The sequence below is a fragment of the Vibrio sp. LaRot3 genome, assembly GCF_027587025.1.
Classification (GTDB): Bacteria; Pseudomonadota; Gammaproteobacteria; order Enterobacterales; family Vibrionaceae; genus Vibrio.
Genome location: NZ_JAPPTI010000006.1, coordinates 165,214 through 180,477, shown reverse-complemented (window position 1 = coordinate 180,477; position 15,264 = coordinate 165,214). Strand labels below are relative to the sequence as shown.

At 46.1% G+C, this 15,264-nt stretch carries 15 protein-coding genes; 6 read left to right on the top strand and 9 right to left on the bottom strand.

The window, feature by feature from the left end; genetic code table 11:
- Positions 1 to 226 precede the first annotated feature (226 nt).
- The 6 genes from OH461_RS13860 to kefG all read right to left on the bottom strand — a co-directional run bounded on the left by OH461_RS13860 (position 227) and on the right by kefG (position 6,000).
- The gene (locus OH461_RS13860) at positions 227 to 1,543 is read right to left on the bottom strand and encodes an adenylosuccinate synthase (protein WP_270021192.1); all 1,317 of its coding nucleotides are present in this window, start codon (positions 1,541 to 1,543) and stop codon (positions 227 to 229) included.
- A 137-nt stretch (positions 1,544 to 1,680) separates the two neighbouring features.
- Positions 1,681 to 2,631, bottom strand: a complete 951-nt coding sequence (locus tag OH461_RS13855) for an isoaspartyl peptidase/L-asparaginase family protein (RefSeq protein ID WP_270021191.1) — start codon at positions 2,629 to 2,631, stop codon at positions 1,681 to 1,683.
- A gap of 98 nt (positions 2,632 to 2,729) precedes the next feature.
- The gene (slyD, locus tag OH461_RS13850; protein WP_270021190.1) at positions 2,730 to 3,314 is read right to left on the bottom strand and encodes a peptidylprolyl isomerase; all 585 of its coding nucleotides are present in this window, start codon (positions 3,312 to 3,314) and stop codon (positions 2,730 to 2,732) included.
- An 89-nt stretch (positions 3,315 to 3,403) separates the two neighbouring features.
- Positions 3,404 to 3,598 (bottom strand): YheV family putative zinc ribbon protein, encoded by a 195-nt coding sequence (locus OH461_RS13845; protein ID WP_270021189.1) that lies wholly within the window; start codon positions 3,596 to 3,598, stop codon positions 3,404 to 3,406.
- Between the two features lie 43 nt (positions 3,599 to 3,641).
- Positions 3,642 to 5,438, bottom strand: a complete 1,797-nt coding sequence (gene kefB, locus OH461_RS13840) for a glutathione-regulated potassium-efflux system protein KefB (RefSeq protein WP_270021188.1) — start codon at positions 5,436 to 5,438, stop codon at positions 3,642 to 3,644.
- Positions 5,428 to 6,000 (bottom strand): glutathione-regulated potassium-efflux system ancillary protein KefG, encoded by a 573-nt coding sequence (gene kefG / locus OH461_RS13835; protein WP_270021187.1) that lies wholly within the window; start codon positions 5,998 to 6,000, stop codon positions 5,428 to 5,430. The genes kefB and kefG overlap by 11 nt, the downstream gene beginning before the upstream one ends.
- A gap of 179 nt (positions 6,001 to 6,179) precedes the next feature.
- On the opposite strand from kefG, the gene OH461_RS13830 reads away from it, so the two are divergent.
- The 6 genes from OH461_RS13830 to crp all read left to right on the top strand — a co-directional run bounded on the left by OH461_RS13830 (position 6,180) and on the right by crp (position 11,699).
- The gene (locus OH461_RS13830) at positions 6,180 to 8,102 is read left to right on the top strand and encodes an ABC transporter ATP-binding protein (protein WP_270021186.1); all 1,923 of its coding nucleotides are present in this window, start codon (positions 6,180 to 6,182) and stop codon (positions 8,100 to 8,102) included.
- Positions 8,099 to 8,581: a TIGR02444 family protein gene (locus OH461_RS13825; protein ID WP_270021185.1), complete on the top strand. Its 483-nt coding sequence runs from the start codon at positions 8,099 to 8,101 to the stop codon at positions 8,579 to 8,581. The genes OH461_RS13830 and OH461_RS13825 overlap by 4 nt, the downstream gene beginning before the upstream one ends.
- A gap of 2 nt (positions 8,582 to 8,583) precedes the next feature.
- Positions 8,584 to 9,558, top strand: coding sequence for a hydrolase (locus OH461_RS13820; RefSeq protein WP_270021184.1), 975 nt, complete (start codon positions 8,584 to 8,586; stop codon positions 9,556 to 9,558).
- Between the two features lie 61 nt (positions 9,559 to 9,619).
- Positions 9,620 to 9,832: a YheU family protein gene (locus OH461_RS13815; protein ID WP_270021183.1), complete on the top strand. Its 213-nt coding sequence runs from the start codon at positions 9,620 to 9,622 to the stop codon at positions 9,830 to 9,832.
- Positions 9,833 to 9,956: 124 nt separating this feature from the next.
- The gene (locus OH461_RS13810; RefSeq protein WP_270021182.1) at positions 9,957 to 10,826 is read left to right on the top strand and encodes a phosphoribulokinase; all 870 of its coding nucleotides are present in this window, start codon (positions 9,957 to 9,959) and stop codon (positions 10,824 to 10,826) included.
- Between the two features lie 240 nt (positions 10,827 to 11,066).
- Entirely contained in the window at positions 11,067 to 11,699 is a 633-nt protein-coding gene (gene crp, locus OH461_RS13805; protein ID WP_005597159.1) for a cAMP-activated global transcriptional regulator CRP, read from the top strand.
- A gap of 81 nt (positions 11,700 to 11,780) precedes the next feature.
- Here the strand turns inward: crp and OH461_RS13800 are convergent, their stop codons facing one another.
- The 3 genes from OH461_RS13800 to astA all read right to left on the bottom strand — a co-directional run bounded on the left by OH461_RS13800 (position 11,781) and on the right by astA (position 15,213).
- Positions 11,781 to 12,572, bottom strand: a complete 792-nt coding sequence (locus OH461_RS13800; protein WP_270021181.1) for a DUF1338 domain-containing protein — start codon at positions 12,570 to 12,572, stop codon at positions 11,781 to 11,783.
- 135 nt (positions 12,573 to 12,707) lie between these two features.
- On the bottom strand, positions 12,708 to 14,165 hold the full coding sequence (astD, locus tag OH461_RS13795; protein ID WP_270021180.1) for a succinylglutamate-semialdehyde dehydrogenase: 1,458 nt from the start codon (positions 14,163 to 14,165) through the stop codon (positions 12,708 to 12,710).
- Positions 14,166 to 14,193: 28 nt separating this feature from the next.
- Positions 14,194 to 15,213, bottom strand: a complete 1,020-nt coding sequence (gene astA / locus OH461_RS13790; RefSeq protein ID WP_270021179.1) for an arginine N-succinyltransferase — start codon at positions 15,211 to 15,213, stop codon at positions 14,194 to 14,196.
- Between the last annotated feature and the right edge of the window lie 51 nt (positions 15,214 to 15,264).

The following is a 15,264-nucleotide window of genomic DNA, read 5'->3' as shown; positions in this document are numbered from 1 at the left end:
GCACTCTTTATTGATTCCGACGGCCTACCCTTCCCAGTTAGACGCAATGAGCCACGGGAACTTAGGCAGGTTTGATAACTTTATCGGCAATAAACGCAAACTCTTTAGACAAAATTTGCCGCGTGTTGGCAACAGTTTGCCATAGTGTGATGAAAAATCCACCATCAAACAGGCATAAAAAAACCGACTCATTGAGCCGGTTTTTAGAATTTTTAGAAATCAATCATTAAGCGTTAAATGGGTGAACCTTGATGATTGTTTCGTTACGGTCTGGGCCTGTAGAGATGATGTCTACTGGTACGCCAGTCAGTTCTTCAATACGCTTGATGTAGTCAAGAGCTGCTTTTGGTAGGTCATCAATTGATTTCGCACCAAATGTGTTCTCAGACCAACCTGGCATTGTTTCGTAGATTGGCGTTGCTTTTTCAAATGCTTCAGCAGCCATTGGCGAAACTTCTAGGATAGAACCATCTTCCATCTTGTAACCAGTACAGATTTTTAGTTCTTCTAGGCCATCTAGTACATCTAGCTTAGTTAGACAGAAACCAGTAACAGAGTTGATTTGGATTGCACGACGCATAGCAACAGCATCGAACCAACCAGTACGACGTAGACGACCCGTTGTCGCGCCGAACTCGTGACCAACTTCACCTAGGTGTTTACCTACTGGGTCTTGCTTGTCTAGACCGTCGTATAGTTCTGTCGGGAATGGACCAGCACCAACACGAGTACAGTATGCTTTCGCGATACCAAGGATGTAACCGATGTGACGAGGACCGAAACCAGAACCTGCAGCAACACCACCAGCAGTCGTGTTAGAAGAAGTTACATACGGGTAAGTACCGTGGTCGATATCTAGTAGAGTACCTTGAGCGCCTTCGAACATAATCTTGTCGCCGCGCTTACGTGCTGCGTCTAGTTCGTCAGTTACGTCGATAACCATTGAAGTTAGTAGGTCTGCGTAACCCATTGCTTGCTCAAGTACTTCTTCGTAGCTTACTGGCTCAGCTTTGTAGAAATGAACTAGTTGGAAGTTATGGTATTCCATTACTTCTTTTAGTTTCTCTGCGAAAGCTTCTTTGTCGAATAGGTCGCCAACGCGTAGACCGCGACGAGCAACTTTATCTTCGTAAGCTGGACCGATACCACGACCAGTTGTACCAATTGCTTTTTTACCGCGTGCGATTTCGCGCGCTTGGTCCATAGCAACGTGGTAAGGAAGAATTAGCGGACATGCTTCAGAAATGAAAAGACGCTCGCGTACTGGGATACCGCGCTCTTCAAGAGGCTTCATTTCTTTAAGTAGAGCTTCAGGTGATAGAACTACACCGTTACCGATAACGCATTTTACGTTATCGCGAAGGATACCTGATGGAATTAAGTGAAGAACGGTTTTCTCACCGTCAATGACTAAAGTGTGGCCTGCGTTGTGACCGCCTTGGTAGCGAACCACATATTTTGCATCTTCAGTTAAAAGGTCTACGATTTTACCTTTACCTTCGTCACCCCATTGGGTGCCTAGAACGACTACGTTATTTCCCATCTTTCCAAGTCTGATTGCTGATTAAAAATGGATTCTAGCACTGAATGACGCGACTTGCAGTCATTTTTTAATCATACAAGTATCACAAGCCTATAAGCCTTTGAGTAATTTGGTAAAGCCGATGGGATTTTAGACACTTAGTCGTCCGCATAGATTTTTACGCTAGCCTTACCATCAATATCGATAGATGCGCGATACATTCCCGAACAATTCAGAGCAAAATGAATATTTCCTTGAGCATCTAGCGCAATCACGCCCCCTTCACCACCTAGCTGTTTGAGCTCACCTTGCACCACTGTTTCACTTGCCGTTGCGACATCTTCTTTGAGGTAACGCATTCGCGCTGCAATATCGCCTGCCACTTGCTTACGAATAAACAGCTCACCCACCCCTGTTGCGGATATAGCGACATTGCCATTTTCTGCAAATGTACCCGCGCCAATTATCGCCGAGTCACCGACTCGACCATATTGTTTATTGGTAATACCGCCAGTACTTGTGGCAGCCGCTAAGTTGCCATTTTTATCCAATGCTACTGCCCCGACTGTGCCGTGCTTTTCGTCATCAGGAAACTCACTGTATTTCGCTTCTGATAGCGCAAATTGGCCGCGCTCTTTCATCAATTGAAGCTGGTCATAACGGCGGTCAGTAAAGAAGTAATCTTGCTCAACAAACTCATGGCCATGTTTAAAGGCAAACTCTTCCGCCCCTTCTCCAACTAAAAAGACATGCTGAGATTGCTGCATTACATCAAAAGCCAGCTGAACGGGGTTTTTGATGTGTTTTACCCCAGCAATCGCACCCGCTTGGCAGCAATCACCATGCATAACAGATGCATCCATCTCAACCATTTCTTTATGAGTTAAGACTGAACCTTTACCCGCATTAAAGTGAGGCGAATCTTCTAGCACTTTCACCGCGGCGATCGCCGCCTCTAAGGCATCTTTACCTTGTTGCAATAGCTGATGGCCTGCATTCACTGCGGCTTGCAGATCTTGGCAAATTGCAACTTGCAGCGCTTCACTCATGTTTTCACGCAGAATAGTGCCCGCTCCACCATGAATGGCAATCGCAAAAGGATGACTCATAGAAACCTCAAACAAAGAATACAAAAAAGGCGTCACTTAGCACTAAGTAACGCCTTTAATTTAGCATGAATTACCTGATAACTCAGGCAATCTCAATATTAGTGAGAGCCACAACCGCCGCCACCGCAGCAGCCGCCTTCTTTCTCTTCATGGTCGTGACCGTGGCCTTCGCCACCACAGCAACCACCTTCGTGATCGTGGTCATGACCACAACCGCCAGCTTGGTGAACGTGACCATGTTGAATTTCTTCTTCAGTCGCTTCACGTACTGCAACAACTTCAACGTCAAACGTTAGTGTTTGACCAGCAAGCATGTGGTTGCCATCAACAACAACTTCGTCGCCGTCTACTTCTGTTACTTCTACAGGGATTGGACCTTGGTCAGTATCCGCTAGGAAACGCATACCAACTTCGATTTCTTCAACACCTTGGAATACGTTCGCAGGCACACGTTGAACAAGTGCGTCGTTGTGCTCGCCGTAAGCTTCTTCTGGAGAAACTGTTGCAGAGAATTTGTCGCCAGCTACTTTACCTTCTAGCTCTTTTTCAAGGCCAGTGATTAGGTTGTTGTTACCGTGAAGGTAATCTAGAGGTGCTTCAGCTGTTGATTGGTCAACAACAACGCCGTCTTCTAGTTTCACTTGGTACGCTAGACTTACGACTACGTTCTTTTCAATTTTCATAATTGCTCCAAGGCGCTTTAAGTCCCGAATAACACATCCGGAATAAATCAATGACCTTGGTATTATGGGGATTAAATATTGAAACTCAATCAATCGGGTTTAAAAATCCCGATCATTTCCTCACCACCCCGTTCAGTTTTCTCTACAGATTGCGGTTTGCGTTGTTCTTGATAGCGACAGTCTACGCACTCGACAAGCTCAATGTTGTTCTCTATCCACCAGCGTAAAGTGTCTTGTTGATTGCACTTTGGACAGCTGGCGCCTGCGATAAATCTCTTTTTCATTTACTTCACTTTGTTATTGGGCTGATTCAATTGGGTTGTTCACCTAGTCCCAGAAGTTTTTGGCCTGTTGGTCGTTTTCCATTTCTCGGCCAAAAATCTCTTCCAGTTCTTTACGGGCTTCTTTGGCTCTTAAGGCCAATTGTTTGTCTTCATTATGTTGTGGCAATAACTCTTTAAGCATAGCGTTATCTAGCTTTCTAAAGTGTGCTTCAGCTCGATGAGCTTGATACGGGTGCATACCCAACTCAACGAGCACTTGCTTACCTAAGTCGAGAGCCCCGAGGAAGGTCTCTCGCGAATACTTATCTACCCCATGATTTAGTAGCTGATAAGCCTCTACCCGACTACGAGCGCGCGCCATCAATTTCAAGTTGGGGAAATGCTGCTTACAGATATCAACAATCTGCATGATTTCATCGGGGGAATCGGTACACAGCACCATGGCTTCGGCCTTATCAGCACCTGCAGCTCTCAATAAATCGAGTTGAGTTGCATCACCATAAAACACCTTATAGCCATACTTACGTAACAAATGAATTTGGCTCGCATCACTCTCTAATACGGTTAGCTTTATCTTATTGGCATACATTAAACGACCAACAATCTGACCAAAGCGTCCAAAGCCAGCAATGATGACTCGTGGCTGCTTATTGATTACATCGCTATCCAACGAACTTTCATCAGGCACATTCAACCAACGTGCATACCACTTTCTCTGCCCCATCAATAACAGTGGAGTCGTCACCATAGATAAACTGACCACGACCAAAAGAAAGGCGGTTTGCTCTGAAGATAAAATGCCTTGGCTTAATGCCGCGGTAAAAATAACGAAGGCAAACTCACCGCCTTGGCTTAATATTGCCGCCATTCGGCTGCGAGATTTTGGTCTGCTACCTGACAAGCGCGCCAGCAAATACAAAACCATTCCCTTCGCTGCCACCAGCGCAAAGACGCAGACTAAAATGGTAAACGGATGATGAGCTAAGAGCCCTAAATTCACAGCCATACCAACAGCGATAAAGAATAGGCCAAGTAACAAGCCTTTAAATGGCTCGATGGCAATTTCTAGTTCATGGCGATATTCACTTTCAGCTAGCAGCACACCCGCAAGGAAAGCGCCTAGTGCCATAGAAAGGCCAAGCTGCTTCATCACTAAGGCGATGCCAATCACTAACAGCAGCGCTGCAACAGTAAAAAGCTCTCGTACCCCGCTCATCACCACATAGCGGAACAATGGCCTGAGTAGGAAATGACCACCGACCAACAAACCAATCACGCCGCCAAGCATCCATAGCGCATCATTCCAGTTACCAGAAGTGTTGCCAGCTAACAATGGCAGTAGTGCCAGCATCGGGATCACTGCAATATCTTGGAACAGCAATACCGCAAAGCCAGATTGTCCGGTTTCACTGCCCGCAAGCCCCTGCTCTTCTATCACTTTTAATGCAATGGCGGTTGAGGATAGCGCTAAGCCCATACCGATGACCAAGCTCACCTGCCAGCTCAACCCAAATAAACTAACCACAGCAGATAATAGCGCAGTGGTGATCACCACTTGTGCACCGCCTAAACCAAGAATGGGCCCTCGCATTTGCCACAGCTTTTTCGGATTCAGTTCAAGGCCAATCAAAAACAGCAGCAGTACCACACCAAATTCAGCAAAGTGGAGAATCGCATCCACATCGCGGATAAGCCCTAACCCCCATGGGCCAATCGCCACACCGGCAAGTAGGTAACCAAGTACTGAGCCTAAGCCCAAACGCTGAGCTAAAGGAACGGCAACCACAGCTGCGGTCAGGAATATTGCGCTGCTTTGGAGGAAATCACTTTCAAGTGCCATCTAGCCCTCCTTGCATTGGTAATGGATTATTCAACCATTGACGATAGACTTCCGCGTGCTGATAACGCTCGACATCAGAAATATTGCGTGCCCAGTAAAGCACCAATGGCTCAATCCATGTCATACGGCATAATGCCGCGGTGAGCTCGAAGGGCTGTAAAATTTGTTCCAGTGGATATTTGTTGTAACCATGTTCGCCAAACGCTTCTTGGTTACCGCCGGTAGTAATCACACTGCGCCAGCATTTACCCGCCAGTGCACTGCCATCACCATAGGCAAAGCCTTTGCCCAATACGCGATCAAGCCATTCTTTAAGCAATGCGGGACAAGAGTAAAGGTACATTGGATGCTGAAAAACGATCACATCATGGGCGAGTAAACGTTCATGCTCAGCATTTACATCAATAAAGAAGTCGGGATAGTGGGCGTAAAGATCGTGCACAGTCACATGCTCAAGTGATTCGATCTTTTTGATCATCACTTGATTAGCCACCGAGGTTTGAGACTCTGGGTGAGCATAAATAACTAACACTTTTTTCTGACTTTGAGCAGGTGACATCATTCCTTGAACATCCGCCTTTTATGAGAGTCTTTGTCCCTGTTATCTAGAGCGACACAGAATAAGACCTTATTTTCGTTATCAGTTTGTTATACGCGCTTAGTACCAATAACGCAATGATCGACTTTTCCAGATATTCCCCCTACTATGCGTGGCGAAACGATTAAAGATAAAGCAAAACTATGATTACCTTCTCTGACATCCAGCTCCTTCGTGGCGGAAAACCGCTTCTTGACCAAGCTTCAGCCACGATTCATCCCGGCGACAAAGTCGGCCTTGTCGGCAAAAACGGTTGTGGTAAATCCACACTGTTCGCCTTGATCAAAGATGAACTCTCTATTGATGCTGGTAATTTTAGCAAACCCGCGCATTGGGAAATGGCTTGGGTCGCACAGGAGACACCAGCACTGGAACGTGCTGCACTGGAATATGTGATTGATGGTGATCGCGAATATCGTGAGTTAGAGCGTCAACTGCAACAAGCAGAGCAAGATGATAACGGTACTTTGGTGGCGGAGATCCACGGTAAAATTGAAACCATTGGCGGCTACAGCATTCGCGCTCGCGCGGCTGAGCTACTTGATGGCTTAGGTTTTAGCCAAGTGCAAATGAGTTGGAACTTAACCCAGTTCTCTGGTGGCTGGCGTATGCGTCTCAACCTAGCTCAAGCCCTGCTTTGCCGCTCTGATCTTTTGTTGCTTGATGAACCTACCAACCACTTAGACCTTGATGCTGTGATGTGGCTTGAGCGTTGGTTACAAAACTACCCAGGTACGCTGGTACTTATCTCCCATGACCGAGATTTCTTAGATCCAATTGTGAATCGCGTGATCCACGTTGAAAACCAGCTGCTTAACGAGTACACCGGTAACTACTCATCGTTTGAAGATCAGCGCGCGCAAAAGCTAATTCTGCAACAAGCTCAGTACCAAAAGCAGCAGAAACAAATGGCGCACATGCAAAGCTATATTGATCGCTTCCGCTACAAAGCATCAAAAGCACGTCAAGCACAAAGCCGTATTAAAGCACTAGAGCGTATGGAAAAAGTGCTGCCGGCTCAGTTTGATAACCCGTTTAGTTTTGAATTCCGCGAACCAGACTCCTTACCCAACCCAATCATAATGATGGATGAAGTCTCTGCGGGCTACGATGACAACCTCATCTTAGAAAAGATTCGTTTGAATCTGGTACCGGGTAGCCGCATTGGCCTACTTGGCCGCAATGGCGCAGGTAAATCGACCTTAATCAAACTGCTGTCAGGTGAGCTTAAATCGCTCAGTGGCGATCTTACATACTCTCAAGGCGTGAAGATTGGTTACTTTGCTCAGCACCAACTGGAAACTCTGCATCCAGAAGAAACTCCCTTGCAGCACATGATGCAAATTGCTCCCGACAAAAATGAACTGGAGCTTCGCAATTATCTAGGCAGCTTTGGTTTCAATGGTGATAAAGCTCTAGAAAAAGTCGCGCCGTTTTCTGGCGGTGAGAAAGCTCGCTTAGTATTAGCCTTGGTTGTATGGCAAAAGCCAAACTTGCTACTGCTTGATGAACCAACCAACCACCTTGATTTGGATATGCGTCAAGCTTTGACGATGGCGCTGCAAACCTTTGAAGGCGCGATGGTGATTGTATCGCACGACCGTTACCTACTGCGCGCGACCACTGATGATCTTTACTTAGTACACGATCGCCAAGTAGCACCATTTGATGGCGATTTGAATGACTATTACAAGTGGCTGACAGAGCAGCAAAAAGCAGAACGTCGTGAAGCTCAAGCTGAGCAGCCTGAGAAAAATTCAGCCAACAGCGCCGCCGCAAAAAAAGAGCAAAAGCGACGCGAAGCAGAGTTTCGTAAACAAACCGCGCCAATTCGCAAAAAACTGACACAACTTGAGCAGAAAATGGATAAGTTGGGTGAATCATTGGCCGAGGCAGAGACGCAATTATCTGATAACTCTCTGTATGAAGCCGAAAACAAAGCTAAACTTAATCAGGTACTCGCGTTACAAGCCAACAGCAAATCGGAACTTGAAGAAGTCGAAATGGATTGGATGGCGCTGCAAGAAGAACTTGAGCAAATGGAACAGGAATTCAGCGATTTATGAGTATAGAGCACGTCAGAGTTTCCCTCACACTAGAACGGTTATGGCAATTTAGCTTGCAGTACTACAGTGTGCGAGAAGTAAAAGAGGCGTGCTTAAACTTACAAAATCAATTCAAAGGTAACGTTAACTTGCTGCTCCTTCTCAAATGGCTAGATGAGCAGCAAGTGACCATCGGCGAACAAGATTGGCACAAAGTTGAAGAGTGCCTTGGTCGTTCGGAATCCTTGCTAAATAGCTTTCGCGAGTTGAGACGAAAGCTAAAATTCAACTTATCTGACACCTTATACCGAGAAGCGCTGCAATTTGAGCTTCAGCTTGAAAAGCAACAGCAGTCAGATTTGGTTGATTGCGTGAACAGCTTTACGCTAAGCAATACTCGTGGTGAAGCACTGACTTTGCGTTATTGTCGTCAATTGGGCGGAGAACATCTTTACGATATCTTTGCTCTGCCGTTTGAACCCACCGACACCCCACACTAATCATGACTCAATTCACTGCCGCGACTGGATTATCCAATCCACACCTGCAAACTCTCGCGCCGCGTTTTATTCGCAAAAAAGCGCTGTTTGAACCTATATGGCAAACATTGGATACCCCCGATGGTGACTTCCTTGACCTAGCATGGAGTGAAGACAAAGAGAGTGATACAGCCAAAGACAAGCCTCTGTTTATTCTCTTTCATGGCTTAGAGGGATGCTTTTATAGCCCCTATGCCAATGGCTTAATGGACGCTTTTGCCAAGCAGGGTTGGCTCTCGGTAATGATGCACTTTCGCGGCTGTAGCGGTAAACCAAACAAACTCGCACGTGCTTATCACTCAGGTGAAGTAAAAGATGCTCGGCTATTTTTAGAATATCTACATCAGCGATTTCCAAACCAAAAGAAGATCGCAGTAGGCATATCGCTTGGCGGAAACATGCTGGCCAACTACCTCGCTGAGTACGCTGACGAACCACTACTCGATGCGGCATCGATTGTCTCTGCACCACTTGACCTTTCGGCGTGTTCAGAACGTATAGAGCAAGGCTTTTCTAAACTCTACAAAACCTATCTACTTAATTCATTAAAGCGCAATGCGCTACGCAAGCATCACTTACTCAAAGGCGAGTTGGATTTAAGCTACCAGTCGATTAAACGCGTAACACGATTGTACGAATTTGATGATCTCATCACCGCGCCTCTACACGGCTTTAAAGATGCCGAAGATTATTACCAGCGCTGTTCGGGTATTCATCGTTTGCGTGATATTCGCTTACCAACACAGATCATCCACGCCAAAGATGACCCATTTATGACTGATGCGGTGATCCCACACTTTGTGCTGCCCGATAACATCGACTACCGTTTATTTGACCAAGGCGGTCACGTCGGTTTTGTCACTGGTTCAGTATTGAAGCCACGCTTTTGGTTAGAAGAAACACTTCCCGCTTACTATCACAGCTTGAAGTCGGCATAATAGCGCCCCAAAGCATCAAACCATTACTGGTTGTTAAACGTCATAGAATAAAGAGGTATTTATGATTGTTCCTTGGCAACAAATCGACTCAGACACACTAGATAATCTGATTCAAGAATTCGTGCTGCGTGAAGGCACCGATTACGGCAACCAAGAAGTGTCACTGCAAACCAAAGTAGAACAAGTACGCAAACAAATCGAGACTGGCGAAGCCGTAGTGGTTTACTCCGAACTGCATGAAACAGTCGACATTCAAGTTAAAGCCAAGTTCTAGATCTACTCACACATTTCAACTGATCGCTATCTGACAAACCGTGTTATATTGTTGTTTCTAGGCTGTTATACCGTTAACGAATAAACAGCCCAAACAGGCAAGTTATCTAAAGACAAGGTTTGTCATGTCAGCAAAACATCCGATCATCGCGGTTACTGGCTCATCTGGGGCAGGAACCACCACCACATCCGAAGCCTTTCGCAAAATGTTCAACATGATGGACATTAAACCTGCGTGGGTTGAAGGTGATAGCTTCCACCGATTCACTCGCCCAGAGATGGATGTCGCCATCCGTAAAGCTCGTGATCAAGGGCGTCACATTAGCTACTTTGGCCCTCAAGCCAATGACTTTCCGGGGCTTGAAGAGTTCTTCCGCCAATACGGTAACGAAGGCACAGGTCAAGTGCGTCGCTACCTTCATACTTTTGATGAAGCCGTACCTTACAATCAAATGCCGGGAACATTCACCCCATGGCAAGATCTGCCGGAAAACAGCGATGTCCTATTCTATGAAGGATTACATGGTGGCGTTGTCGATGGGGATGTTAACGTCGCACAGCATGTCGACTTTCTGATTGGCATGGTGCCGATCGTCAACCTTGAGTGGATTCAAAAATTTGTTCGAGATACTCGTGACCGTGGTCATTCTCGCGAAGCGGTGATGGATTCCATCGTGCGTTCAATGGATGACTACCTAAACTACATCACCCCGCAGTTTTCTCGTACACACATCAATTTCCAGCGGGTGCCTACGGTAGATACCTCCAACCCATTAGATGCCAAAGGTATCCCTAGTTTGGACGAAAGCTTCGTAGTTATACGTTTACGTGGCTTTAAAAATGTCGATTATCCGTACTTGCTCGCAATGATCGATGGCTCATTTATGTCACGACACAACACGCTTGTAGTACCTGGTGGTAAAATGAGTTTCGCTATGGAGCTCATCGTAAGACCGATTCTTCAACAGTTAATCGAAACCGGAAAAATCGGTTAAACCCAGTTGCTAGAACACGATTACTTTTCATACCGTGATCATGTGCACGTTTTTGCTTAAAAAATAGCATCTTGGACCCGATTAAAATCAAGAAATCGTTCGGGAAAAAGGATACTATTTGTAACCGAAACACAAGATAGCTTGCAGCATGACTAAAGTGCTCTTATTCTGGCTATCCCATTTGGGCTTAGCTAAAACATGGAAAGCGGCAAGCGTACCCTGCAGAGGAAGTGAGATATTATGGTTCTAGGTAAACCTCAAACCGACCCAACATTAGAGTGGTTCCTTTCACACTGTCATATTCATAAGTACCCATCAAAAAGCACGCTGATCCACGCGGGCGAAAAAGCAGAAACTTTATACTACATCGTTAAAGGTTCTGTAGCGGTTCTTATTAAAGACGAAGAAGGTAAGGAAATGATCCTTTCTTACCTAAACCAAGGTGATTTCATCGGTGAACTTGGTCTATTCGAAGAAGACCAAGAGCGTACAGCTTGGGTTCGTGCCAAGTCTCCTTGTGAAGTAGCGGAAATCTCATTTAAGAAATTCCGTCAGCTTATCCAAGTAAACCCTGACATCCTAATGCGTCTGTCGTCACAGATGGCTCGTCGCCTACAAGTAACAAGCCAAAAAGTAGGTGACCTAGCGTTCCTAGACGTAACTGGTCGTATCGCTCAAACGCTACTAAACCTAGCGAAACAACCTGACGCGATGACTCACCCAGACGGCATGCAAATCAAGATCACTCGTCAAGAGATTGGCCAAATTGTTGGTTGTTCTCGTGAGACAGTAGGTCGTATCTTGAAGATGCTAGAAGAGCAGAACCTAATCTCTGCTCACGGTAAGACGATTGTTGTTTACGGTACTCGCTAATTTCTAATTATTAGAAATCGAGAAAATTTCAAAGCCACCCATTGGGTGGCTTTTTGTTTTCATCAATAAGGTGAGAAAAGACTAGTTGTTGGTACTTTCAAAGATTTTATCGGCTGACGCTGCCACAAAACCTGAATACAACTCACCATTGGCCATTGGGTAGCGCTTCGCAAACTCATAGAAGCCACCCGGAATTTGAAACACACCATCATCCAAGTCAACTTTGACTTTATCTGCCATGGTAGCAGATTGCTCTAACAGTACATCCGGAGAACCTTTTACTTCCCCACCGGACTGGTTAATAACAAAACCCGCGGCACTCAAGTGATCATTCACCTGCTGAACTTCTTCAAACTGGTCAAGTTGATTAACACTTACAGTAAAGTGGTTTGCCCCGTAGCCATGCGCTGCAACCCAAGACGCGTACTCACTTTCTTCCGCCAACAATTGGTAGTCTTTATGCTCTAGCGACCAAAGCCGCCCCGCATACAAGAAATCAAACCCTTTTAACTGAGAGGCATCCATTTCTGCTACCAGTTTTTTCACTAACGTTTGCAACTGTGCAGAGCACTCTTCCACTTTCAACTCACTAATAAACACTTTTGGCTGACGAGGGTCTGGGTGTTCAAAATGCTTAGCTACGAGCTTTTTACTTTCAAACAGGTAATCCCCTGCTTCTTGATAGCCCAGTTCTAAAAAAGGTTTCGCTAAAACGGATAAGTTAACTGGAGCAAGATTGAAAGTGCGCAGAGCAATGTGGTCATTGATAAGAGGTTCATCTTCTTGCAGCAATCTATGGACATTGCCTGCTGATGGACATAAACGCTCGGTATAGTCGTCCCATAGTGACTGAAACAATAGGTCTGGCGTCATAGCGCCTCCTTAGCTTAGGGTCTTGTTATCGGTATCAATATTATTTTCATATAAGAATAGTCGAGACCATCTCACTCGGCTAAGAAGAGATGGCATTCAACCTGTGACGTATTCAATCATGCCTATTGGCAAGCGTTATAATGTGATGCCAGGGCTCAATGTTGCTGGCAACAAAGTTTCTGCCCCTTCCATCGAAGCCATTGGGTAAGCACAATAATCCGCAGCGTAGTAGGCACTTGGGCGCAGGTTGCCTGAGGCTCCAGGGCCTCCAAACGGCGCATCACCACTTGCACCTGTCAGCTGTCGGTTACGATTAACAATCCCAGCACGAATATGATCAACGAAGTATTCCCATTCACTATCGTCAGTTGAGACTAACCCAGCAGAGAGGCCAAATCGGGTATCGTTGGCTAACTCAACGGCCTGCTCTAAACCTTGATAGCGAATCACTTGAAGCAATGGCCCAAAGTATTCTTCATCTGGCAAATCTTGAATTGTGGTGACATCTATAATGCCCGGGCTAACAAATGCAGCGTGTCCTGCCTTCGCCTCAACTAAGCTTTCAGCCCCCAGTGATTGCAGGTGCTTTTGTGCGTTTAAGATAAACTCAGCGGCCGCTGTCGAAATCTGTGGCCCCATAAACGGAGCAGGTTCGGCAAATGGTTGGTCGACACGAATATTGCGCGTTGCTTCCACCAGTCGAACCAATAATTGATCGCCCTTCTCACCAATAGGAACGTAAAGGCGACGAGCACAAGTACAGCGCTGACCAGCACTGATAAATGCCGACTGAATAATGGTGTAAACCGTTGAGTCTAGGTCGCCGAACTGCTCAGAGATAACCATAGGGTTGTTGCCCCCCATCTCCAAAGCCAACATCTTATCCGGTTGCCCAGCAAACTGGCGGTGTAGGATATGGCCAGTGTTTGCGCTACCCGTGAACAGCAGACCATCAATCCCCTTCGATTCAGCAAGCGCAATACCTGTTTCTTTCGCTCCTTGGACTAAGTTGATCACACCATCAGGTAGACCAGCTTGTTGCCAAAGCTTCATGGCAAACTCACCTGTCCAAGGAGTCTGCTCTGATGGTTTAAACACCACGGTGTTGCCAGCCAGTAGTGCCGGTACAATATGACCATTCGGCAAATGCCCTGGGAAGTTGTACGGGCCAAATACCGCCATCACTCCAAGTGGTCGATGACGTAATACAATTTGGTTACCCGCTGCTTCACGCGTCGCCTCTCCAGTACGTTCATGATAAGCACGGATAGAAATAGCGATTTTTCCTGCCATTGCGCCCGCTTCTGTACGGGTTTCCCACAATGGCTTGCCTGTTTCTTTAGCAATGATTTCTGCGATTTGTTCACTGTGCTCTTTGACAAGTTCAGCGAAGCGCAATACAACCGCTTCTCTCTGCTCAAAACAGGTTTTCTTCCACGTTAAGAAGGCTTCTCGCGCCGCAGAAACTGCCGATTCTACTTGAGCAACAGTCGCACTATCGCTTTGCCAAATTACCTCGTTGTTATAAGGGCTTGTTGAGCTCATTGGCTCACCTTGTCCGGCAACCCATTGTCCTGCAATCCAATGTGACATTTGCGTTTCCTTTTTATAGAGGTAAGAGTTATTGCGGTAACAGACGAACGTAATCGCCTTGTTCAACTTGAAGCGCCTTAGCCACTTCATCATTGATAATCACCCGTTCGCTCGCTTGGTCATAAGCGGCTTTTGTCGCTACCGCGCGGAAATCTTCAAACGAGGTATTACTCATAAGGTAATCTTGAGAGCTTGAATGCTCGCTGATTTCAACTTTGGCTCTAAATGAGTGACGTACTGACTCAATATTTCGCACGTCACATTCCACCGTTGGGCCGCCATCAAAAATATCGACGTAGTTACGACAGGTAAAACCTTCGTTTTCTAGTAGGCGTAACGCAGGTTTAGTATTGTCATGAACCTTACCAATCACTTCTTGCGCTTCAGGGCTAAGCAGGTTGATATAGATTGGCAACTTAGGCATCAAATCAGCAATAAAGCCTTTCTTGCCAATGCCAGTTAGATAATCGGCCATGGTGAAATCAATCGAGAAGAAGTGTTCTTGCAACCATTGCCAAAAAGGAGAGTTACCTTCATCGTCAGAGACACCACGCATCTCAGCAAAGACGGTTTCAGAAAAACGATGCGGGTGTTCGGCCATCATCAAAAAGCGACACTTCGACATCAACCGACCATTCAAACCGCCACGAAATGCAGGGCGCAAAAACAAGGTACAGATTTCAGAGCAACCAGTGTAGTTATTACCAAAGGTAAGTAGCTTAACCACGTTGTTAACACCCAGCTTAGGTGAAGAGTGCACTATGGTGCTGATGTGATAAGAGTAAAACGGCACATCCCAACCGATAGAAGCTTCAATACCAGTACAGCCAGCCACTTCACCGGTTTCACTGTCAAAACCGACCATTAAATAGCCTTCATCACCCGGTTGGGTAACGTCTGGTTTTGAGAAACTGTACTCTGAATGTTGAATGCGATTGGTTAATAGCTTTTCATTAACCGGCAGTGATGTGAATCCGTGTCCTGACTCTACGGCGCAAGTGTGCAGCGCATCGTAATCTGACATGTTGATAGGTCGAATAACCAGCATCGATACTCCCTCCTGATGCAGGATACCAATGCCACCAACGGTAGGCCTTTG